Genomic DNA, 22483 nt, shown 5'->3' on the forward strand with positions numbered 1-22483 from the left:
TGGCACCCGACCCGACGAAATCGCCGGCAGACGTCGTCAGCCGAAGATCCGCATCATGATTGCTTTGCCGAGGGGCGCGGCGCGTATGCCGGTGAATGCAGTGACGTAGTCACCGGAATAGAAGGCTCGAATGAGATCGACGCGCGCGTTGTGGGTTTCATCGAACCGGATCGCAAATCCATCCCCGGTGCGCCGCACGACCAGAGCGGCGACAGTTCTCCCCCGAAGAGTGCAATGAACGGCAGTCCCGACAGGCGGAGGATTGTCGCTCACGAAGCGGGCCCCCGTAATCGAGATATCGGCCAAACGGTAGATGCCGGACCGCTCACCGATACTGAAAAGAACCGGCTCAGTGCGCTCGAACCGCTCGGCTTTTCGCCGCCGCGGCTGCTCGATGGTTACCAAGCAGATGATGGTCAGGATGACCGCATTGTATAAGCTCCAGGCCAGTGCCAGGCCGCCATAGGCGATTGCGTCGCCTTGCGCATGAAGCACGAAGGCATGGGCAATTCCGGCGAGCGTGATCACCAACGCGGAGCCGTAGACCCTGAACAGCGACCATTCGATGAAACCTTGATTGCGATCCCCGCCCTTGGCGGTGACCTCGAATTTGTGCCCCCGCGGCTTCAGCAGTCCCGTCGCGACCGCTTTGAGAACGGCCGGCAGAGCAATGTATTGAGCGACGTCGGACATCACCGCCATTGACCGTCCGCGGGAAATCCAGGCCATGGTGAGCGAGTACCAGACATAAAACGGCAGGAAATATCCGAGGAGCACGAAGAGATCCGCCTGAACGGCTTTGACGCCGAACAGAAGATAAAGGCTCGGAACGACAAGACCGAATACCTTGACGACATAGGTCGAAGTCCAACTCAGGAATGCTTCGACGAGGGACAGCCTGTCGACAAAATCCAGCCGCGACCTTCGGGAAAAGGGGCCGCTGCGCCCACGAATGATCTGCATGAAGCCAAGGCACCATCGGCTGCGCTGAGTGATGTACTCCTTGAGTCCCTCGGGGGCTAACCCCAAGGTCAGACGCTCGTTCAGATACACCGTGCGCGCGCCAATTTCCTTCAGCCGCAGCGTCAGGAGATAATCCTCCGTCACGGAATCGGTCGGAAAGCCGCCAATTTTCACGAGTGACGAGCGTCTGACGACCGACGACGTGCCGCAACAGAAGGCCACGCCCCACGCGTCCTTCGCTGGCATCAGAATATCGAAGAAGAAGCGCTGCTCGTCCGGCCAGACCTTGGTCGCGGCCAGGTTGGTCTGGATCGGATCCGCATTGATGAAATGCTGAGGCGTTTGCACTACACCCACGCCAGGGTCGCGGAGCAGGCACATCGCGCGGGCGAGAAATTCGGGCATGGGGACGAAATCGGCATCGAGGATCGAAATGAAGTCGGGGGGATCGACGAGCCCCGTCACATGCCGCAGAGCATGGTTGATGTTGCCGGCCTTGGCGTCCTTGTTGTCGGGTCGTGCCAGATAGCGGCAGCCGAGGTCGCCTGCAAGCTCTTCGAGCCAGCGGCGCCCCCCGTCGTCCAGCACCCAAACTCGATAGTTCGGATAGTTCATTCCAGTTGCGCCGACGATCGTGCGCTCGAGAATCGAAACTTCCTCGTTGTAGGTGCAAATGAACACGTCGATCAGAGGGGCGTCCTGTTCGGCAAGCCATAGCCGGTTGGCTTCGACTTGCGGCGTTCGATCGGTCGTGCGGCTCAGGAACAGCAGCGAGAGTGCACTCGCCGCGAGTGCCGCAGCCTCGACGACGAGGAACAGCGCTCCCACGACGAAATCGGCGGTCCAGCCGACGGGCGGGACCGTGAACGCAAGGCGCCATCCAAAATAGCGGATCATGAGCAACAACACGATTGCGATCATCAGCAAACGCGCCGCAGTGCTCCCAAGCCGGAGCCAGGGCAGGATGGCAAGGCAGAACCCGAGCGCGATAAGGCCCGGTGTCAGCGCGGCGATCATGGCCCTCTCGCACTATCTGCCGAGAAGATGACGCGTCCGGTTCGCCCGACCGGACAATTGTTGGAGCCATTGTTGAGAGCGGGGACCGAGATCGTGGCACGATACGGTTCCTTGCTCAGCGCATCAGGATTGATGGCGAGGTTGGCCGGGGCTCCAGCAGATCCGGTGAGATTGACGACGGTGCCGGCCAACTCGGGCCCGCCGGCGCTCGGTCGGAAATGCGCAACCGATCCCAGTTGCAGGCTGTTGTACACACTCTCCGTGACGTTCGCCGTCACCACCGCGCCGGAGCAATCGAGGAGACGAACCAGCGGTTGGCCGGCCCGCACGTCCTCTCCTGGTGCTGTCAGGATCTCCCAGACCCGGCCTGCGACGGGAAATTTGAGCTCCGCCTCCGAGCGGCTGACGTAGCGGGATCGCTCGGATTCAATCTCACCCGCAAGCCACGCGATCTGCGCTTCCGCATGCGCCAAGTCCGCTGTGAGCCCTTCCGCCCGCTGCCGCATCTCCTCCTCACGCTGCACGGAACTCGGGCGATCGTTGTAGCTGTCGCCAAGAAACGTGCCGTCGCGCGCGGCGGTGAGCTCGACCTGGGTCGCATCCAGGCGGCGTCGCGCGCCGATCTCGGTCTGCAGTGCTATGGTTTGATCTCGCGTCAAGCGCCCAAGCTCGACGGAGGAAACGCTGCCTGACTTGATGAGCGACAACGCTCTTTCCACGGCAGCCGCCGCCTCTTCCCGACGCGCCGCGGCCGCTTCGATCGAGGCTTGGATCTCGGCGATGCGCGCTTCGAGCTGACGTATCCGCCCCTCCGTGAACAGGGCCGCCTGACGCGCCAGATCCTTCTGCGCGGCGCGGGCCGAGGCAATCTTCGAAACCAGGCTTGGCCGCTCGTTTTCCAGCCGAGACATCTGGCTGCGCAGATCATCGAGCCGCACGTGGTCACCGCGCGTGTTGACGACACGAAGGATGAGCGTGCCCTCGGCGACGATGCCTGGATCGCCCGACAGACCGGCGCCGGATGAAATCTTGCCGTCGATCGGCGACCTCAATGTCACCAGTCTCGAGTTGACGATGGCTTCGACGCTTGACGTCTGGAGAAGCGCCCTCAGGGGGAGCCAGCCGAAGACTGCGACGATGGCAATGCCCGCGGCTGCTTTCACAAATCGCAGCGGTATCCGGCTAGGATTGGATTGCGCCACATTCGCCGTCGGAGCGTCAGTCTCCGAAGCCCCGGTCTTGCCGGGATTGAGACGGGCATCCAACTCGTGCTGCAGATCGGACGCGCCATTTGCTCCGTCGATCGATGCCGTGAGAGGTTCGGTGGTGTGTGGACCGCCGCTTTCGGATGCCGGGTCGTAACGGGGTTGATTTTTCATGGTAGACATCACCATCAACGCACAACCTCGGCGAGAGATGCAGGCAACGCGAAAAAATGCCCATCTTGGTAAGAAGAACGCTAAATGAAACGCCAGAATGTTTACATAACAGGCGGCCGGGAGCCGCATCGCCCACAACGCGCAGGTTCGTGCTACCCTTCAGCCCTGGCGTTGACGACGTGCAGTTCGGTCACGGGCGAAGCCGGCGGCATTGTCCTCGCGAAGCCCGCCAGAATGCTGGCGCCGAGTTCCGAGGCCGGCACTGGCCGGCCGAAGAAAAAACCCTGGACCTGATCACCGTCGGCCGTATCGAGAAACGCCGCCTGACTGGCGGTCTCGACGCCCTCGACCGTTACGCGCATATGCAGCTCGCGTCCGAGGGCGATGATCGCTTTGACGACCGCTCCGACCTGGCAATGGGGGCCGTCGAGGCCCTGCATGAAGGCTCGATCGATCTTGATCTTGTCGAACGGAAAGCGCCACAGGTAGTTGAGGCTCGAATAGCCGGCACCGAAATCGTCCATCACGATGGCCACGCCCATCGCCTTGAGGCTCAGGAGCTGCGACACAATTGCTTCGGTGTTGCCGAGAAGCAAGCCTTCGGTAATCTCCAGCTCGAGCCGGTGCGGCGCGAGTCCCGACTCTCTCAGTGCGACAGCCACGATGTCGCTGATGGTGCCCGCCACGAACTGCTGGGGTGACAGGTTCACGGCAACGGTCAGGTGCGCCGGCCAGGTCGCAGCGGTGCGGCATGCCTGCCGCAACACCCACGCCCCGATCTTGTCGATGAGCCGCAAGTCCTCGGCGACCGGGATGAAGGCCAATGGCGGAATGAGTGTTCCGTCCGCCGCCGGCATTCGGATCAGCGCTTCGAAGCCGGCGAGGCGGCGCTGCGGTATTTCGAAGAGAGGCTGGTAGTGCAATTCGAACCGATCATTCAGTACCGCCTCGCGAATCGCTCTCTCGAGCTCGATGCGCGCCTGTAGCTCGGTATCCATCTCGGGCACGAAGAACCGGATGCAGTTGCGGCCGGCTGCCTTTGGCCGCATAGAGCGCGAGGTCGGCACTCTTGAGCAGCCGCTCCGGGGTGGTGCCCTCCTCCATCGCCAGCGCCACGCCGATGCTGGCGGTGGTGAGGATCTCGCGCTGCTTGAACTTCACCGAAGCATTGAGAGCGGTGGCAAGATGGCGCGCAAACGTCTCGGCCTGCCTCCTGCCGGCGATGTCATTCTGCACGACGACGAACTCGTCGCCGCCGAGCCGGGCCACCATGTCGTCGATCCGGACCGCTGCGCGCAGACGCTCGGCGATGGACTTGAGCAGAAAGTCGCCGCCGTCGTGACCAAGGGTATCGTTGACCTCCTTGAAACGGTCGACGTCGATGAAATGCACGGCGAGGCCGCCGCCGCGCATCGGCAGGTGAGCGAGGGCTCTGTCCAGTTGTTCGATCAGATGGAGACGATTGGCCAACCCGGTCAACGCGTCATGGTGGGCGAGAAAGCGGATGCGTCGGTCCGCCTGCTTCACCTTTGTTTCCCGATACCACGCAACTGCGGGAATGGAGAAAGCGAGACCCGACAGCAGGCAAAGGAATGCGGCCGCGGTCAGGAACGTATTGTGAAAACTCCTGCGTTGCTCCGTTTCATCCACGTAGGCCGCAACGACCGCAATGTGGCGACCGTCGGCCTGGACCGGGACATAGGCGCGCGCGAAGAACGCCGGTCGGTCGACCGAATTGCCCTCCGTGACATCGACGATTGGTTGACCGTTGGCGACTGACCGCGCCGCATCGGGGCTATATTCGGACAGGTCGACGAGCGCGATCTTCTCGCGAGTCGACACGAGCTGCGAATAACCATTGCGGTTGAAGATCTCGTAGTGAAACACTTCGCCGGCATTTCGCGCCGACAGGAAGAACGCTATGCTTGCGGCGGAAGGCTGCTCGCCGCCGGCGATCTGCTCGAGATCGGTGACACTGGCCGCCAGGAACCTCGCCCAGCTACGAGCGGCCGACGTCGCATCTTGACGCAGAAGATGATCGGTCGTGATCTTCAAGGTCGCCCCGGTGCCCAGCAGCAGAATGGCAAGCGCGGCGACGATGATGACGATGTTTCGCTGAGGCCAGATGCTGGCGAATGCTGACATCCGTGGCTACCGGGTCGAACGCATTTTTGTGAGCTCGGCCCGGACCGTTTTCAGCAGCTCGGCATTGTGCTGACTTTTCGAGGCCCAATCATCGGCAATGGCCGCGAACACGGCATTTGCCGCATCCAGGTCTGACGGCGAGGGAATGATCACGTGACGCTTGGGATCGGACTTTAGCTCCGCCACAATGCTGCTTTCCACGGCTTCGTAGGTATCTACGAAGCGCCCGGCAGACCACGCCCCACTGTATTTGAGGATGATCGCCTGCGCTGATTTCGGTAGCCGGTTGAATGTCTTCCGGTTCATCAAGACCATCAGCGGCGCGCCGCTGATGCCAAGAAGGTAGTGATAAGTCGCAACGCGTTTGACGCCGTAATCGACCACTGAAGCAGGGTTCACGAGGGCGCCGTCGATGCTGCCGTTGCCGATAGCTTCGGAGATCTTGTTGACCGGCAGGAGCACAGGCCGCGCCCCCAGTTTTTCGAGCGCGGCGGCTTCGCCAGGATTGTTGACGCGAAGGCGCTTGCCCTTCAGATCATTCAGCGACGTGATCGGGATATTGCTGTGGATCGTCTCGGGTTCGCTGACATAAGCGCCGATCACGATGTAGTCATCGTAACCTTGCAGCGCGTTGGCTGCCATCAGCCGGGTGAGCACCGCAACGGACTCCCGCATGCTCGCAAACAGGCCGGGCAATTCGAGGATTGCATTATCCGCAAATCGATTGCGCGTCAGGCCTGTGACGACGTAGGCGATGTCCGCCCTACCATCGAGCACGAGCTGGGGCTGCTCAGCCGGGTCCTTGCCAAGCGCGCCGCTGAAATAGGTTTCAACTTCGATCTGGCCTCTGGCCTCGGCGTTGACCGCGTCGACGAATGGCTTGACCGCGGCGAGATAGCTCGTCGAGCGGTCGGAGCTGAAGAACGCCAGTTTGAGCTTGATCGGTTCGGCGGCGGACGCCGACGTCAATACCATGGAGATCAACGCGCATCGTGCCAGCAACTTGAGCATCGGCTTTCCGATCGTGGCGACGGCGCGTCACACAATCGTGCGAGGTTGTGCGAGACGCCGATTTCCTCTGGTCTCTAGCGAACCCTCATAGATAGACATGCTGCAGACAACTCTCATAGATAGAAATTGGCGATCCCAGCAGCGAGCAAATCGCGCATCGTGGTTGGACGCGTGTTAACGCCAGCGAGGCAATTGTCTGGAAGAGCGCCAATGCGGCCTGGGCCCACGCATCCTCGCGGGCAGACTCGCGACCGCCCGTGAACTTGGCTTCGGCCCCTTCATCAAAGACGACCGGGAGCCGGCATCCTAGACCGCAGCCGGATGTTTTGCTGAGCAATATTGCTCAGTTCACAAAGCCAGCGCTCGACAGGAATCGTGGACTGAACACGGCTACGGGCCTGCGCTCAGGATGCACCAGATCCTCCGGGGGAAACTACCACCGAATGAGCACTGCAGCAGCGATCAGCAGCACGAAAAAGATCGGCAGCAATACGGGAGGTACCATCCACTCGCGAACACTGAAGTTGGAGATATTCGACATTTGACCGCCTCTTGGTCGCGGCGGGAGCACATTGCTCTCAGTCACCGATAACAGCCGATGGGCGCGCGGTGATGACCCAGATATAGTGCCTATTCGCGGAATAACGAGGTCAAGCGCAACTTTTCTGCCGTCGTCGGCATCGCGCGGCATTGTATTACGCTTCCAGAATGACCATTTGAGGGGTGGCGCAACTGGATCGCTCCAGCATCCCTCGCTTGGCGCCAGCTTCGGCCACGTCCGATGTTGTCTGCCTACTGCCTGCACGCGACCTCGACGTGGGCGTCGCGGAACACCGGCAACTGATCGGCTCCAACCATGATTGAGTTTCCAAATCACAGTCGTTCTTATGATCGCACACGCCGTGCCGTGCGATTTTGGGGATACGACAGCGCTATTGAGGCGTCGTTCTTCATAAACGAAGGCGCGCTGAAGCGACTTCAACCAGGTGCCAGCTACGATGAAGCGGGGTTCCTCTGCGCGTTTGATTCCAATCGTGACGTGATCTGTGCCGCCGCTGCCAAGGTCTACAGCCGCGGCAGCAGGGGCTCCTACGATCTGGTCGCCGCAAATTTTTGAAACGCTCCTGCTCTTGCAGGCGGTCTTGCAGGCCGGTCTTGCAAGCTGGGCCTGACCAGCGGAATTGCGGCCTCTCCGCCGCGCGGAGTTGCCTGATTATCCGCGCAACGCAACAGCTTTCTTGCTATCAAGCGATTCGGCGCAAGCTTTTGCGACGGCCGAGTTTGGCTCGGTGCTTCCCGGCATCGTGGCCCAGCCGCCCTTTTCGACGAATTTGCTCTGGTCCCAGGCGTAGGTCGCCTTCTTCATCTCGACCAGGTTCGCGGGTGCATCCGCGGCTTGTCGAAATTTCTCAACGCAGATCGGTGTGAGAGCTGCGACGACAGCTATCGCAGCACTGTTCCTCGCGAGCGTCTCGGCGGTCCCGCCTGTCACCCAGCCGCCCCAGCTGAAGCCCATGATTGCCAGAGCGATTGCTCCGGCCGCGGCTCCCCACAGCGCCGACCGCACGGCAGCTTTTGTCTCCCCGGAGATCTCCATCGCTTTCACCCTGACCTAGAGGTAAGTCGAGCTTCACCCGTCAAAGCGCGATGCGATTAGGATGAATCGTCATCGCGCTTTAGGTTGTCGTTTGAGCATGATCTTTTCGGAAAACCGCTGCGCACTTCTCCGGATCATGCTTTAGGGAGGCTAGACACGTCGAGCGATCGGCGTCTGTACCAAATTGCTCACGCAATCGCGCGCGGACACTCGCGCGATGCCCGATGCGCCGGTTCGGCGTCGTGAGCCGGCTCGCTTAGAAATCCATACCTCCCATGCCCCCCATGCCGCCGCCGCCCGCAGGAGCGCCGCTGCCCGCGTTCCGCTTCGGCCCCTCGGCGACCATGGCTTCGGTGGTGATCAAGAGTGCCGCGACCGAGGCCGCGTTTTGGATCGCCACCCGAACCACCTTGGTCGGGTCGATGATGCCTTTGGTGACCAGGTTGACGTATTCGCCGGACTGGGAGTCAAAGCCGTAGCCGTATTGATCCTTCTCCAGGATCTTGCCGACGATCACCGAGCCGTCTTCACCGGCGTTGATCGCGATCTGGCGCGCCGGATAGGACAGCGCCTTGCGCACGATCTCGACACCGGTCTTCTGGTCGTCGTTCTTTGTGCGCAGCCCCTTGAGATGCTCGGACGCGCGCAGCAGGGCGACGCCGCCGCCCGGCAGGATGCCTTCCTCGACGGCCGCGCGGGTCGCATGCATCGCGTCATCAACGCGGTCCTTGCGCTCCTTGACCTCGACCTCGGTCGCGCCGCCGACGCGGATCACCGCGACGCCGCCGGCGAGCTTGGCCAGACGCTCCTGGAGCTTCTCGCGGTCGTAGTCCGAGGTAGTTTCCTCGATCTGCGCCTTGATCTGGGCCACGCGCGCCTCGATATCGGCCTTCTTGCCGGCGCCGCTGACGATGGTGGTGTTCTCCTTGTCGATCATCACCTTCTTGGCGCGACCGAGCATGTTGAGCGTGACGTTCTCGAGCTTGATGCCGAGATCTTCCGAGATCGCCTGGCCGCCGGTCAGGATCGCGATGTCCTGCAGCATGGCCTTGCGGCGATCGCCGAAGCCCGGCGCCTTGACGGCCGCGACCTTCAGACCGCCACGCAGACGGTTGACGACGAGAGTTGCGAGCGCTTCGCCTTCGACATCTTCCGCGATAATCACCAGCGGCTTGCCGCTCTGCACCACGGCTTCGAGCAGCGGAAGCAATTCATTCAAGTGAGACAGCTTCTTCTCGTTGATGAGGACGTAGGCGTCGTCCATCTCAACGCGCATCTTGTCGGCGTTGGTGACGAAGTAGGGCGAGATATAGCCGCGGTCGAACTGCATGCCTTCGACGACCTCGAGCTCGGTCTCGAGCGACTTGGCTTCTTCAACGGTGATGACGCCCTCGTTGCCCACCTTCTTCATGGCGTCGGAGAGGAACTTGCCAATTTCCGCGTCGCCGTTGGCCGAGATGGTGCCGACCTGGGCGATTTCCTCATTCGAGGTGACCTTCTTGGAGTTCTTGACGAGGTCCGCGACGACGGCTTCCACGGCGAGGTCGATGCCGCGCTTCAGGTCCATCGGGTTCATGCCGGCGGCAACCGCCTTGGCGCCTTCACGGACGATCGCGGCGGCGAGCACGGTCGCGGTAGTGGTGCCGTCGCCGGCCGCGTCGGCGGACTTGGAGGCGACTTCGCGCACCATCTGGGCGCCCATGTTCTCGAACTTGTCCTCGAGCTCGATCTCCTTGGCGACGGTGACGCCGTCCTTGGTGATGCGGGGGGCCCCGAACGACTTGTCGAGAACGACGTTGCGGCCCTTGGGGCCGAGCGTGACCTTGACCGCATTGTTGAGAATTTCGACACCGCGCAACATCTTGTCGCGGGCATCTACGCCGAATTTGACTTCTTTGGCCGACATCATGATCTCCGTTTTCGACTGGTCAGATCCCAAGGATCTCCCAAGGATCGCGCGCCTGGGCGGGCTCTCGAGGAGCGGGACTTGAGTGACGGGCCTCATCCTGCGAGACGCCGGCTGCGCCGACGGCTCAGGACAAGGAAGACTTACTGGAGCTTAGGCGACCTTCTTCTTGGCGACGGGCCGATCGACGAGAACGCCCATAATGTCGCCCTCCTTCATGATCAGCAGGTCCTGACCATCGAGCTTGACCTCAGTACCGGACCACTTGCCGAACAGCACGCGGTCTCCGATCTGGAGGTCGATCGGAATCAGCTTGCCGGCTTCGTCACGGCCGCCTGGACCAACCGCCGTGATCTCGCCCTGCGAGGGCTTTTCCTTGGCGCTGTCCGGAATGATGATGCCGCCGGTGGACTTGTCTTCGGCTTCGATGCGCTTGACCACGACGCGGTCGTGAAGCGGACGGAATTTCATGCTGTCCTCCTGTTTTCTGGTTGTTGTTGCTTTGGATGAAATAGCAGTCGTGGCCAGCAAGTGCTAATCAGCACATAAGCCGCCGCAGGGGGCGTACAAGACCGAGCCGAACCGATATTCTGAGAGCAGCCCGAACGGCATGACACCGGCCCGGCCCAATGGCGTCAAACTGGCAAAGCATGCCCACGAAGCTCACAAGCCGAGCCCCGCGCTTTCGTTCCAGCGGCTTGGCCGGAATGTGGCAGCGGATTTGACGGTGTTACGTCTCGCCCCCGGATGTATCACCTGCGAAAGGCTCATACGTGGCTCGTCCCTCCTACCTCGCCCGGCGCGGTGACGGTCGCGCCTTCCTGCAGATTCGGTTTGGGGAGTCAGAATTCCGCAGAGAGGTACGGCCAGGCGTTAGGCGTCCATTATTCTCTTCATCGTGGCCCTTTGCATTGATCGCGGCGTCAAACGATTTGAAAAGGCGGCCATCTTGTTCAATGGACCTGCGACCGCTATGGCCCTTCCTTGCAAGAGCGCCCGAATCCCGCTCGCCGCGACCGGACGCGGCTTCATGGTAAGGAGGCGCAGCAAGCCTGAAGCGGTTGCGCCAGCTGCCGCATCGAATCCCGTCGCGGTGTGCCCCGGGCAGAGACTGGTCACGACCACACCGTGCGGGCGGAGTTCGTCATGCAGGGCCTCGCCAAAGGCGAGTACATAAGCCTTGGTCGCGGCATAAGCTGCGTAGCTGGGAACGGCCTGGAAGGCCAGAAGGCTGGCGATGAGGAGGATATGTCCGGATCGCCGCTTGGCCATGTCGCGGCCGAACAGATAGGTCAGCTCAGTGATCGTGGTGATGTTGAGCTGGATCATGTTCGTGGTCTGCTCGATCGGCGTGTCCAAAAAATCGCCGTGCAAGCCAAATCCGGCATTGTTCACCAAGATGTCGATCGTCACCGACCTCGCATCGAGACTGCTTTTCAGGCGGCTGGCCGCGTCCGGCGCGGCAAGATTGATCGCCTCGACCAGGACATCCACCCCGTATTTGCTGCGGAGATCCGAGGCAAGCTTGTCCATCGACTCTCGCCGTCGAGCCGCCAAGACGAGATTGACTTTCTGCGCCGCCAGCAGATCTGCGAATTCAAGGCCGAGGCCACTCGACGCGCCCGTGACCAGCGCCCATTTTCCGGCGAAGTTGTCCGTTGCTTCTTTTGACATCGTTCTCTTTCTAATTTGATCAGCGAATGGGCCGTGCGAATTCTCACTCCGAACACCGGCCCCTCCCCATTCAAGCGGCAGCGGCGTCTCGGACCTGTTCGGCCGCGGCATCCAAAAGCGCTTGAGCCAGATCGGGGTCGTTGACGACGCGCGAGAGCGTCACCGCGCCGACCATCGTCGCGAGAATGCCCATGGCCTTGCCGCGCGAGGCCTCGCCGTCGTTTCCGGCGATGAAGCGGCCGAGCACGTCGAGATGGGCTTTGATTCCCTCTTCGAATTCCGCCTTCACGTCGGGGCCCTGCCGGGCGGCGTCCGAGCCGAGCGCCACGATCGGGCAGCCGTCCATCTTCTCTCCGCGATGGTCGCCGCTGAGGTAGAACCCGATCACGGCGCCGAGTGGATCGTCAGGATGCGCCGCGGCCGCGTCTGACCATCGGCCGGATGCGCTTTCCAATGCGCGCCTGGACGCCTCCACCGCCAGATCCTCTTTTGAAGCGAACTGCTTGTAGAAGGCGCCCTGAGTCAGCCCGGCCCCCTTCATCAGATCCTTGAGGCCGATGCCATCAAAGCCGCGCTCCCTGAAGAGGCGACTGGCCACATTGATCACGGTTTGGCGGTTCTCGGCCGCCTGGGTGCGACTCACTCGCATCGCGGATCTCCATTTGGATTTCGTTCAACTTCTATATCCGATATAGAGTTCGATTACAATCTATCAATCGACGCGGCGCGATTTCGCGGGCTGCGCGGCGAAAATCCCGGGGTTTTGGATCACGCTCCCGTTACCGCCCCGAAAATTAGATTGCGAACGAAATCTAATCTGATTATAGATGTCGCATGAAATCTAATTTTGAAGGAGATGGTCATGAAAAGGGGTGTTGCGGTGCTCGCCGGTATTCTGGTTCCGGCAGGGGTAGCGACCTTCGTTGCGCTTGCCATTCCCTCCCATGAAGCCTCCGCGGTGATCGACCCCAGGCAGGAGCCCCCGATGGTCCGTCTGGTGACGGCCACTCGGGTCAGCGGATTTGAACGCGGTTTCACCGGGACAGTCGGCGCGCGAGTGGAAAGCAATCTCGGTTTTCGCGTTGCCGGGAAGATCGTCGAGCGGCTCGTCAATGTCGGTGAGCAGGTCAAATCCGGCCAGCCCTTGATGCGGATCGACGAAACCGACCTCCGCCTCGCGGTCACAGCAAAGCGCAATGCCGTCGCCGCGGCGCGTGCAGTTGTCGTTCAGACCGACGCCGACGAGCGGCGCTACGCCAACCTGGTGAGCGACGGATGGACCTCAAAGCAACGCTACGAGCAGGCGAAGGCCGCATCGGACACTGCCAAAGCGCAGCTTGCCGCCGCGGAAGCCGAAGCAGGGGTCGCCGAGAACCAGGCGACTTATTCCGTCCTGGTGGCGGATGCGGACGGAACGGTCACCCAAACGCTCGGTGAGCCGGGACAAGTGGTCTCCGCCGGCCAAGCGGTCGTTCGGCTGGCACAGTCCGGTCCTCGCGAAGCCGTGGTCGCGCTTCCCGAAACGATCCGGCCGGCGATCGGCTCGCTCGCCGAGGCGAGCTTGTATGGGAGCGATGGGCGCCGCTTTACCGCGCATCTGCGCCAGCTGTCGGATTCCGCCGATCCCCAGACCCGCACCTATGAGGCCCGCTACGTGCTCGATGGTGACGCCGCGGCGACACCGCTAGGCGCGACGGTCACGATTCGGCTCGCCAGCCAGGATCATCAGCCGGAAGTCCAGGTGCCGCTGGGCGCCGTGCTCGATGACGGCAGAACGACGGGCGTTTGGGTCTTCGACAGCGCGACCTCGACCGTGCGCCTGCAGCCCGTCAAGCTGCTGCGCGTGACCAGCGAGACAGCCGTTATCTCCGGATCGAAGTCCGGTGACCAGATTGTTTCTCTCGGCGCTCATCTCCTGCATGAGGGCGCTCGCGTCAGGACTGGCTCGGAAAGCGGGAGCAAATCGTGAGCTTCAATCTCTCCGCCCTCGCCGTTCGCGAACGTGCCGTCACCCTGTTCTTCATCCTGCTGCTGGCAGCCGCGGGCGCCTACGCCTTCCTCATGCTCGGGCGAGCCGAGGATCCGTCCTTCACCATCAAGACCCTGACGGTCACCACCGTTTGGCCGGGCGCGACGGCGCGCGAGATGCAGGACCAGGTCGCCGAACCCCTGGAGAAGCGGATTCAGGAGCTGACCTGGTATGACCGGGTGGAGACGACGACGCGGCCGGGTTATGCCTACATGACGGTGACGCTGAAGGACAGCACGCCGCCGTCCAGCGTGCAGGAGGAGTTCTACCAGGCCCGCAAGAAGCTCGGAGACGAAGCGCGCAAGCTGCCGTCCGGAGTGCTTGGCCCCTTCGTCAACGACGAATATTCGGACGTGAGCTTCGGACTCTACGCGCTCAAGGCCAAGGGCATGCCGATGCGAGAGCTCGCCAGGCAAGCCGAGACCATTCGCCAGGATCTCCTGCACGTGCCCGGCGTCAAGAAGATCAACATCCTCGGCGAGCGTCCCGAACAGATCTTCGTCGAGTTTTCCTATGCCAAGCTGGCAACCCTCGGCGTGTCGGCAACGGATATCGTTGCCGCCCTTCAGCGGCAGAACACCGTCACACCGGCGGGCTCGATCGACACCAAGGGGCCGCAGGTCTTCATCCGGGTCGATGGCGCCTATGACAGCGTCCAGGCGATCGCCGACACGCCGATCGTCGCTGCCGGGCGGACGCTGAAGCTGTCCGACATTGCCGAGGTCCGCCGCGGCTACGAGGATCCACCCACCTACATCATCAGGCACCAGGGCGAGCCCACCATCATGCTCGCGGCGGTGATGCAGGAGGGCTGGAATGGTCTGGCGCTCGGCAAGGCGCTGGAGGAGAGGTCCGCGGCTATTGCTCGGACACTGCCACTCGGGATGACGCTGGCCAAGGTCAGCGACCAGGCCGTCAACATCACCTCGGCGGTCGACGAGTTCATGATGAAGTTTGCGATGGCGCTCGGCGTGGTGCTGCTGGTGAGCCTGCTCAGCCTCGGCTGGCGTGTCGGCATCATCGTTGCGGCGGCCGTCCCTCTGACGCTCGCCGTCGTGTTCCTCATCATGCTGGAGACCGGCCGGTTCTTCGACCGCATCACGCTCGGCGCTTTGATCCTGGCGCTCGGTCTTCTCGTCGACGACGCCATCATCGCGATCGAGGTGATGGTGGTGAAGATGGAAGAAGGCATGGACCGCATCTCGGCGGCGGCCTATGCGTGGAGCCATACCGCGGCGCCGATGCTGTCCGGAACGCTCGTGACAATCGCGGGCTTCCTGCCGGTGGGTTTCGCGCGCTCGACCGCCGGCGAATACGCCGGCAACATCTTCTGGGTCGTGGGATTCGCCCTCATCGTCTCCTGGATCGTCGCGGTGATCTTCACGCCGTACCTTGGCGTCAAGATGCTGCCCGCGATCAAGCCGGTCGAAGGCGGTCACCATGCGATTTACGGGACGCCCAACTATCAGCGCCTGCGCAGCCTCATCACCCTCGCCGTCCGCCACAAGTTCCTGACCTGCAGCATCGTCGCCGTCGCCTTCGCGCTTTCCGTCGTCGGCATGGGTGGCGTCAAGCAGCAGTTCTTCCCGACCTCCGACCGCCCGGAAGTGCTGGTGGAGGTTAGGCTGCCGGAAGGCACCAGCATCGAGACCACGACGGCCACCGTCGAGAAGCTCGAGGGCTGGCTGCACGATCAACCCGAGGCCAAGATCATCACGAGCTATGTCGGTCAGGGCGCGCCGCGCTTCTTCTTCGCGATGGCGCCGGAGCTGCCGGATCCGGCCTTCGCGAAGATCGTCGTTCTGACGCCGGACGCGGAGGCGCGCGAGGCTTTGAAGCACCGGCTCCGAAAGACCGTGTCGCAGGGCCTTGCACCTGAGGCCAATGTGCGCGTCACGCAACTCGTGTTCGGACCCTATACGCCATTCCCGGTTGAGTTTCGTGTGATGGGGCCTGATCCCGCGCAATTGTACGCCATCTCTCAGAAGGCTCTCGAAATCATGCGTGGCGTTCCCGATGTGCGGCAGGCAAATCGGGATTGGGGCAACCGCACGCCCGTGCTCCGCTTCATCCCGGATCAGGATCGGCTGAACCTGATCGGCCTGTCGCCGGCCGAGGTGGGCCGCCAGCTCCAGTTCCTGCTCACCGGCATCGCCGTGACGCAGGTTCGCGAGGACATCCGCAATGTCCCGATCGTGGCGCGCAGCGCCGGTGGCGAGCGGCTCGATCCGGCGCGTCTGGCGGATTTCTCGCTGATGAGCCGCGACGGCCGCTCGATTCCGCTCGACCAGGTCGGTCATTCGGAAATCCGACTTGAAGAGCCGATCCTGAAGCGCCGCGATCGCACCCCGGTCGTCACGATACGCTCGGATATCAATGAGGCGACCCAGCCTCCGGAGGTCTCCAAGGAGATCAAGACGGCCCTCCAGCCGCTGATCGCCTCTCTTCCGGCCGGCTATCGCATCGAATTGGGCGGATCGATCGAGGAGGCAACCAAGGCCAACGACGCGCTGGCGACGATCTTCCCGGCCATGATCGCCGCCATGCTGATCGTCGTCATGCTGCAGGTGCGATCGTTCTCGACCATGGCGATGGTCGTCCTGACCGGACCGCTTGGTCTCGTCGGTGTCGTGCCGGCACTGCTCATCTTCAACCAGCCGTTCGGATTCAACGCGATTCTGGGCCTGATTGGACTGGCGGGCATCCTGATGCGCAACACTCTGATCTTGACCGAACAGATCAAGGAGAACCTTGCCGCCGGACTTGACGACTATCACGCCGTCATCGAGGCCACGGTGCAACGCACGAGGCCCGTGATCCTCACGGCGCTTGCTGCCGTGCTGGCCTTCATCCCGCTCACGCATTCCGTGTTTTGGGGATCGATGGCCTACACGTTGATCGGCGGCACCGCCGTCGGCACGGTTCTGATCCTGCTGTTTCTGCCCGCGCTCTATGCCGCCTGGTTCCGGATCAAGCCGACCGCAGAGGGGACGCATGCGGATGCAATGGAAGAAGCCCAAGCACGGCCAGCAATGGCCGCCGAATAGATGACGCTTGAGTGCAGGAGACCATATTGAGCAAGCTATTCACCCTCCTCTCGATTGTCTTCGCCGGCCTGGCTGGCGCAGACTACTTGAGCGTTGCACCGGCGGCTTCAACAAATGCCTACGGATACTGTCTTCAAGACCATTCCTCCGACACGCGGACATGCAGCTTCGATACGCTCGAGCAGTGCATCGTCCTCATTTCCGGTCGCGGTGGGAGTTGCGCTCGCCACCCGTGGCCGTCCGAGGGATCCGCTATGGCGGCGAACTGAACCAAGGCTGTCCGCCATATTTTGGTCGAGCCGGGCTTCGCCGAAGCGGAGCTCGGCTCGCAACCACATGGCTGGCCTCGCGATCCGGCACCAGAAAAGATGGCCGTTGCGCCCAGTCACTATTAATACTAAAGTGACTTATATTCAAAAACAGTCGTGGGGAAACAAATGCGCAAGGTTGGGATACATAACTTTCCGGACATCGACCGTGTGGTTTACGGCAAGCCTGCAGCCGAGGCTTTGAATGATGAAGCGGTGCGGCTGAATGCCAATCGCGTTTTCCTCCTGGTCAGCCGTACCCTGAATACGAAGACCGACGAGATCGAAACGATTCGCCGTGCGCTCGGCAACAAGCATGTAGCGACCTTCGACGGGATCGCGCAGCACACGACCCGCAAGCAGGCCGCCGAGGTCGCGCGTCAAGCGAAGGAGGCGCAAGCTGATCTGGTGGTAGCCGTCGGCGGAGGCTCGGCGGTCGACCTCGCGAAGATCGTCATCATGGCCATGGAACACGACATTTTCGATGAGGCAGGCTTCGACCCGTTCGTCATGGGGCCTGGCGTGCCCTTCTCTCCATTCCGTGCGCCCACAGTGCGGCAGATCGCAGTGCCGTCGACGCTGAATGGCGGCGAATACAATGCCGGTGCGCTCGTCACGGACGAGCGCACCAAGCTGAAGCAGATATTCTTCCACCCGCAGATGTCACCCGTGGCAGTCATTCTTGATCCCGACCTCAGCCTTCATACGCCCATGAACCTATGGATGGGATCCGGGACACGCGCGATGGATCACGGCATCGAAGCCCTGTGCTCGCCAGCGGGCACGCCTTTGGCGGATGAAGTGGTCCTGGCGGGCATCCGTCTTTTGCGCGAGGGGATGCTCCGCACCTTGCAGCAACCGAATGACATGGAAGCGCGACGCCAATCGCAACAAGGCTCATGGCTCGCCGCTTTCGGCCTGCAGGCTCGTGTTCCGATGGGCGCAAGCCACGGCATCGGACACGTTCTTGGCGGCACTTTCGATGTTCCTCACTATTACTGCACGCCCGTCATCATGCCGAGCCTTCTTCGGTACAATAAGGCCTTTACAGAGGACGCGCAGAAGCGCCTGGCGGCGGCCCTCGGCAGCCCTGAGATGGAAGCTGGAGATGCCTTTGCCGGCTTCGTCAAGGCGCTCGGACTACCTACGCGTCTGGCAGACGTCGGCGTCGGCGAAGACAAGTTCGAGAAGATCAGCAAGATCGCGATCAATCATCGCTTCGTTCAGGCCAATCCGCGGCCGTTCAAGAGCGAATCCGATATCATCGATCTCTTGCGAATGGCCGCTTGACCGCACCTGGGCGCTTAGTCCGCGCCGAGACTTTACGCGGCGCTTTTGCGATTCCAGGGACCTGGGGCTCGCTGCCCAGGACATATTCGCGAGCTACGCTCATTATCTCCGATGAGAATTCCGGTTGATCCACCGCGCGCGCCAACAGCAGGGCACCGACGATCTCGGAGACGACGGCAATCGCTTCTCGCTTCGATGGGCCGTTCACGTCCTCCGACAGAAAGTCGATCATCTCTCTCAGGCGGTTTGAAAACGCCCTTCTGATGCCCACGCCGGCCCGCGTGACCTCGGCACAGCCCGAGGCGGTTTTGGGCCACATTCTGCCTTTTCTCAAGAGCTGACGGCGTCAAGGCGCCGCGCGCGCCTGCCTTTCCGTTCAAAGAATGCCCAGTCACATCCTTCCAAAAGGAAGCGTCGATGGCCAAACCGTGTCCCATCCTGATGACCGGCGCCGGCGGAGACGTAGGCTCCATCAGCAAAACGATGATCGGGCCACTCGCATGGTGGCTCGCGGCTCAATTCCTTGCGCCTCTCGCTGTCTTTGCCGCCGGCTTGCCAGCGGATTTCACCCGTTGCACCGGACGGCGGATCAAGGCCTCGGAGGCTTTCTGCAGGTGACGCAAGCACTCATCGTGCTGCAGGCCGGGGCTCAATTTCCCGCCGAGGTGCCGTAGACCCCATCGACCGAGCGCCAATACGATGACGCCGAGCTCGCGGCCCGGATCCGTCAGGCTATAGGCGGCCCTGGGAGGGTGATCGCTGTAGAACTCGCGGCGCACCAGGCCGTGTTCCTCGAGTATCTTCAAGCGATCGGAGAGCACATTGGGAGCCATGTGGGGCAGACGCTCCTGAAGATCCTGAAAGCGCATGGTGCCGGGAAGCAAGTCCCTGATGATGAGCAGCGTCCACCGCGCGCCGACGATGTCGAGCGTTCGGGCTACCGGACAAGTTACGTCGAGGCTCTTTCTTGCCATCCAAATGAGGTCCCGGAATCCTTAGCTTGTCCGAATATAGTCAATATTACCGGAATTGAAACTGCACCGAGGTGCCGTGAGCCCCCGCTTCGCACGATTAGGTCCGCAGTGCCTAAGTTCCTTTTACGTATTTACTTTCTATTGAAACTGAAGTGACATCTTCTGCTCGGTATGGAAGGCCAAGCTGGGGCTCGCGAAGGAAGGTAACGACCGGGGCTGACAAACGTCAGGAGAACACGGATGACGATCGCAGAGTTCATAAGCAACGAAGTCAATGCAAACGAAGTCGTGCTATTCATGAAGGGATCGCCGAGTTCGCCGGCCTGCGGATTCTCGGCGCAGGTTGTTCGTATCCTCGATCATCTGGGCGTGACGTTCAAATCGCATGACATCTACCAGTCCGAGGAATTGCGGCGAGGGATCAAGGCGTATTCGGACTGGCCGACGATTCCGCAGCTCTACGTGCGCGGCGAGTTCGTTGGCGGCTGCGACATCGTCACGGAGATGTTCCGGTCCGGCGAACTCCAACAATTGCTGTCGGCAGAGCACCAAATTGTTCACTCGTCCTGAGCGGCCCCGTCATGGATCCGAATGGCGGCTATGGCGTTTCGCTCTACCAGATTGACGACGGCGAGAGCATCGAAGCGATTACTTCGCAGGATCCCATCGTGAATGACGGCGCCGGCCATTATGAGCACTATCCGATGCGTCATCTGGCGGCCCGGGGCTAAACCCCGCGTCCATCACCTCCAGGCCAAATACAGAGCGAATCCTCTCGGATGCGCTCGAATACAATGCCACAACTGGCCGAGACGCCACTCTTTTCAATGAGAGGCGTGGCTGACGAACATACAAGGTGTAAGGGACAGGACGCTCAAGATATCGAGCGTCCTGTCCGTTGACCCATTGCGTCAGGCGATTGCGCGTGCCGGGGCAGAAGCCGTGCTCACACCGTCGAGGAAGCCGGTCAGCCGCTGCCGGATGATGCGTTCGGCACCATCCATGATGCGATCGATCAACTCCTTGACGGTCGGAATGTCGTTGATCAGACCGACCACCATGCCGCAGCTCCAGGCCCCGGCATCCATGTCGCCCTCCAACATCACCTTCGGGTAGACGCCGGCAACCTGGTCGAGAATATCCTCGATCTTCAGGCCGGCGCCCTTCTCGCGCTCGATCTCGATCAGCTCCTTGACGCCCTCGTTCTTCAGCACACGCTCGGTGTTGCGCAGCGCGCGCATGACGAGAACGGTGTCGAGCTCGGTCGCCTTGACCAGTGCCTGCTTCACGTTGTCGTGGACCGGCGCCTCCTTGGTGGCGACGAAGCGGGTGCCCATGTTCATGCCCGCCGCGCCCATGGAAAGAGCCGCAACGAGGCTGCGCGCATCCGCCATGCCGCCCGAGGCGACGAACGGAATCTTAAGCTCATCGGCCGCACGAGGCAGCAGAATCATGTTGGGAATGTCGTCCTCGCCAGGATGACCGCCGCACTCGAAGCCATCGACACTGACCGCGTCGCAGCCGATCTTCTCGGCCTTCAGCGAATGCCGTACCGAGGTGCATTTATGGATCACCTTGATGCCGGCGGCCTTCAGCGCCGGCATGTACTCTTCCGGGCTACGGCCGGCAGTCTCGACCGCCTTGACGCCGCCTTCCTTGATCGCGGCGATATACTCGGGATAGGGCGGCGCGGTGAAGCTCGGCAGGAAGGTGAGATTGACGCCGAACGGCTTGTCCGTCATGTCGCGACAGCGCGCGATTTCCTTGGCCAGCAGCTCGGGCGTCTTCTGGGTGAGGCCGGTAATGAGGCCGAGGCCGCCGGCGTTCGACACCGCTGCTGCAAGTTCTGCGAACCCGACATAGTGCATCCCGCCCTGAATAATCGGATGTTCGATGCCGAACAGTTCCGTAATCGCTGTCTTCACGACGATCTCCCGCAGTTCCGTTCAATGGATGATTTCGAAAAGGCCCGCCGCACCCATGCCGCCACCGATGCACATGGTCACGACACCGTACTTTGCCTTCCGTCGCCGCCCCTCGATCAGAAGGTGGCCGGTGAGGCGGGCGCCGGTCATGCCATAGGGATGACCGATCGCAATCGAGCCCCCATTGACGTTGAGCTTGTTCGGGTCGATGCCGAGCTTGTCGCGGCAATAGATCACCTGAACCGCATAAGCCTCGTTGAGCTCCCAGAGATCGATGTCGTCGATCTTCAGGTTGTGACGCTTCAGCAGGCGGGGGATCGCGACGACCGGGCCGACACCCATCTCATCCGGCTCGACGCCTGCGGCAACGAAGCCACGGAAGATCCCGAGCGGTTTGAGCCCCTTCGTGGCCGCGATCTTGTCGCTCATGATCACGCATGCTGATGCACCGTCCGAAAGCTGGCTCGCATTACCTGCGCTGATGGTTTTGCCGTCGAACACCGGCTTGATCTTGGCGAGGCCTTCTGCGGTCGTATCAGGACGCGGGCCTTCGTCCTTGGTGAGGGTCACCTGTTCATAGGAAACCTGCTTGGTGTCTTTGTTGACGAGCGCCATTTTCGTCGTGATCGGAACGATCTCCTCGTCGAACCGGCCGCTCTGCAGGGCGGCCCCGACGCGGCGCTGGCTCTCCAGGCTGTATTCGTCCTGCTTGTCGCGGCCGATCTTGTAGCGCTCGGCAACGACCTCGGCCGTATCGAGCATCGACATGTACATTTCGGGCTTCATCGCCATCAGTTCATCGTCGACCATATGAAACTTGTTCATGTGCTCGTTCTGCACCAGGCTGATCGACTCGATGCCGCCGCCGATCGCGATGTCCACGCCGTCAAGCATCACGGAACGTGCCGCCACGGCGATCGCCTGCAGGCCTGAGGCGCATTGCCGGTCGATGGTGGTGCCGGCGACGGTCACCGGCATGCCCGCGCGGATCGCCCCCTTGCGGGCTACGTTCATCACCATGGTGCCTTGCTGCATGGCGCAGCCCATCACCACGTCTTCGACTTCACCCGGGGCAATGCCGGCGCGCTTCACCGCCTCGGCCATGACGTGACCGGCCATGGTAGGCCCGTCCGTATTGTTGAGGGATCCGCGGTAGGCTTTGCCGACCGCCGTACGAGCGGTGGAAACGATTACTGCTTCTGTCGTCATACTCGCCTC

General features: G+C 61.8%; 21 protein-coding genes. 7 read left to right on the forward strand and 14 right to left on the reverse strand.

What is annotated here, in order from left to right:
• Positions 1-36: 36 nt before the first annotated feature.
• The 5 genes from AC066S_RS23935 to AC066S_RS23955 form a co-directional block, all read right to left on the reverse strand.
• Positions 37-1980 carry a glycosyltransferase gene (locus AC066S_RS23935; protein WP_478270756.1) on the reverse strand — a complete coding sequence of 648 codons (1944 nt, stop codon included), beginning with the start codon at positions 1978-1980 and terminating at the stop codon, positions 37-39.
• Complete coding sequence (locus tag AC066S_RS23940) at positions 1977-3359, reverse strand: HlyD family secretion protein (protein ID WP_478270757.1); 1383 nt, start codon at positions 3357-3359, stop codon at positions 1977-1979. The genes AC066S_RS23935 and AC066S_RS23940 overlap by 4 nt, the downstream gene beginning before the upstream one ends.
• Before the next feature lie 152 nt (positions 3360-3511).
• Positions 3512-4357 carry a putative bifunctional diguanylate cyclase/phosphodiesterase gene (locus AC066S_RS23945; RefSeq protein WP_478270758.1) on the reverse strand — a complete coding sequence of 282 codons (846 nt, stop codon included), beginning with the start codon at positions 4355-4357 and terminating at the stop codon, positions 3512-3514.
• On the reverse strand, positions 4293-5504 hold the full coding sequence (locus AC066S_RS23950; RefSeq protein ID WP_478270759.1) for a diguanylate cyclase domain-containing protein: 1212 nt from the start codon (positions 5502-5504) through the stop codon (positions 4293-4295). The genes AC066S_RS23945 and AC066S_RS23950 overlap by 65 nt, the downstream gene beginning before the upstream one ends.
• A gap of 6 nt (positions 5505-5510) precedes the next feature.
• Positions 5511-6515 carry a TRAP transporter substrate-binding protein gene (locus AC066S_RS23955; RefSeq protein WP_478270760.1) on the reverse strand — a complete coding sequence of 335 codons (1005 nt, stop codon included), beginning with the start codon at positions 6513-6515 and terminating at the stop codon, positions 5511-5513.
• An 856-nt stretch (positions 6516-7371) separates the two neighbouring features.
• Here AC066S_RS23955 and AC066S_RS23960 point away from each other — a divergent pair.
• Positions 7372-7632 (forward strand): DUF1488 family protein, encoded by a 261-nt coding sequence (locus tag AC066S_RS23960; RefSeq protein ID WP_126254969.1) that lies wholly within the window; start codon positions 7372-7374, stop codon positions 7630-7632.
• 96 nt (positions 7633-7728) lie between these two features.
• On the opposite strand, the gene AC066S_RS23965 is transcribed toward AC066S_RS23960, so the two are convergent.
• From AC066S_RS23965 to AC066S_RS23985, 5 genes are all read right to left on the reverse strand, one after another.
• On the reverse strand, positions 7729-8112 hold the full coding sequence (locus AC066S_RS23965) for a hypothetical protein (protein WP_478270761.1): 384 nt from the start codon (positions 8110-8112) through the stop codon (positions 7729-7731).
• Between the two features lie 256 nt (positions 8113-8368).
• Complete coding sequence (gene groL, locus AC066S_RS23970; RefSeq protein ID WP_135168766.1) at positions 8369-10018, reverse strand: chaperonin GroEL; 1650 nt, start codon at positions 10016-10018, stop codon at positions 8369-8371.
• A 153-nt stretch (positions 10019-10171) separates the two neighbouring features.
• Complete coding sequence (locus AC066S_RS23975; RefSeq protein WP_126254966.1) at positions 10172-10489, reverse strand: co-chaperone GroES; 318 nt, start codon at positions 10487-10489, stop codon at positions 10172-10174.
• Between the two features lie 402 nt (positions 10490-10891).
• Positions 10892-11692, reverse strand: coding sequence for an SDR family NAD(P)-dependent oxidoreductase (locus AC066S_RS23980; protein ID WP_478270762.1), 801 nt, complete (start codon positions 11690-11692; stop codon positions 10892-10894).
• Between the two features lie 70 nt (positions 11693-11762).
• On the reverse strand, positions 11763-12341 hold the full coding sequence (locus tag AC066S_RS23985; RefSeq protein WP_478270763.1) for a TetR/AcrR family transcriptional regulator: 579 nt from the start codon (positions 12339-12341) through the stop codon (positions 11763-11765).
• A 207-nt stretch (positions 12342-12548) separates the two neighbouring features.
• Between AC066S_RS23985 and AC066S_RS23990 the strand changes: the two genes are divergently transcribed.
• From AC066S_RS23990 to AC066S_RS24005, 4 genes are all read left to right on the forward strand, one after another.
• Positions 12549-13661, forward strand: a complete 1113-nt coding sequence (locus tag AC066S_RS23990; protein WP_478270828.1) for an efflux RND transporter periplasmic adaptor subunit — start codon at positions 12549-12551, stop codon at positions 13659-13661.
• Positions 13658-16768 carry an efflux RND transporter permease subunit gene (locus AC066S_RS23995; RefSeq protein WP_478270764.1) on the forward strand — a complete coding sequence of 1037 codons (3111 nt, stop codon included), beginning with the start codon at positions 13658-13660 and terminating at the stop codon, positions 16766-16768. The genes AC066S_RS23990 and AC066S_RS23995 overlap by 4 nt, the downstream gene beginning before the upstream one ends.
• Positions 16769-16779: 11 nt before the next feature.
• Positions 16780-17037 (forward strand): DUF3551 domain-containing protein, encoded by a 258-nt coding sequence (locus AC066S_RS24000; protein ID WP_478270765.1) that lies wholly within the window; start codon positions 16780-16782, stop codon positions 17035-17037.
• A gap of 168 nt (positions 17038-17205) precedes the next feature.
• Positions 17206-18366, forward strand: a complete 1161-nt coding sequence (locus AC066S_RS24005) for an iron-containing alcohol dehydrogenase (RefSeq protein WP_478270766.1) — start codon at positions 17206-17208, stop codon at positions 18364-18366.
• On the opposite strand, the gene AC066S_RS24010 is transcribed toward AC066S_RS24005, so the two are convergent.
• Together AC066S_RS24010 and AC066S_RS24015 are read right to left on the reverse strand one after the other, a co-directional pair.
• Positions 18338-18685: a hypothetical protein gene (locus AC066S_RS24010; protein ID WP_126254961.1), complete on the reverse strand. Its 348-nt coding sequence runs from the start codon at positions 18683-18685 to the stop codon at positions 18338-18340. The genes AC066S_RS24005 and AC066S_RS24010 overlap by 29 nt on opposite strands.
• Before the next feature lie 196 nt (positions 18686-18881).
• The gene (locus AC066S_RS24015) at positions 18882-19340 is read right to left on the reverse strand and encodes a winged helix-turn-helix transcriptional regulator (RefSeq protein ID WP_126254960.1); all 459 of its coding nucleotides are present in this window, start codon (positions 19338-19340) and stop codon (positions 18882-18884) included.
• A gap of 240 nt (positions 19341-19580) precedes the next feature.
• On the opposite strand from AC066S_RS24015, the gene grxD reads away from it, so the two are divergent.
• Both grxD and AC066S_RS24025 read left to right on the forward strand, forming a co-directional pair.
• Complete coding sequence (gene grxD, locus AC066S_RS24020) at positions 19581-19910, forward strand: Grx4 family monothiol glutaredoxin (RefSeq protein ID WP_135168775.1); 330 nt, start codon at positions 19581-19583, stop codon at positions 19908-19910.
• Positions 19911-19921: 11 nt separating this feature from the next.
• Positions 19922-20071, forward strand: a complete 150-nt coding sequence (locus tag AC066S_RS24025) for a hypothetical protein (RefSeq protein ID WP_478270767.1) — start codon at positions 19922-19924, stop codon at positions 20069-20071.
• A 180-nt stretch (positions 20072-20251) separates the two neighbouring features.
• On the opposite strand, the gene AC066S_RS24030 is transcribed toward AC066S_RS24025, so the two are convergent.
• Positions 20252-21265: an NAD(P)H-dependent flavin oxidoreductase gene (locus AC066S_RS24030; protein ID WP_135168776.1), complete on the reverse strand. Its 1014-nt coding sequence runs from the start codon at positions 21263-21265 to the stop codon at positions 20252-20254.
• A gap of 21 nt (positions 21266-21286) precedes the next feature.
• A complete protein-coding gene (locus AC066S_RS24035) occupies positions 21287-22474 on the reverse strand; it encodes an acetyl-CoA C-acyltransferase (RefSeq protein ID WP_478270768.1) in 1188 nt (395 codons plus the stop codon).
• Between the last annotated feature and the right edge of the window lie 9 nt (positions 22475-22483).

The sequence above is a fragment of the Bradyrhizobium sp. CFUWI genome, assembly GCF_056429085.1.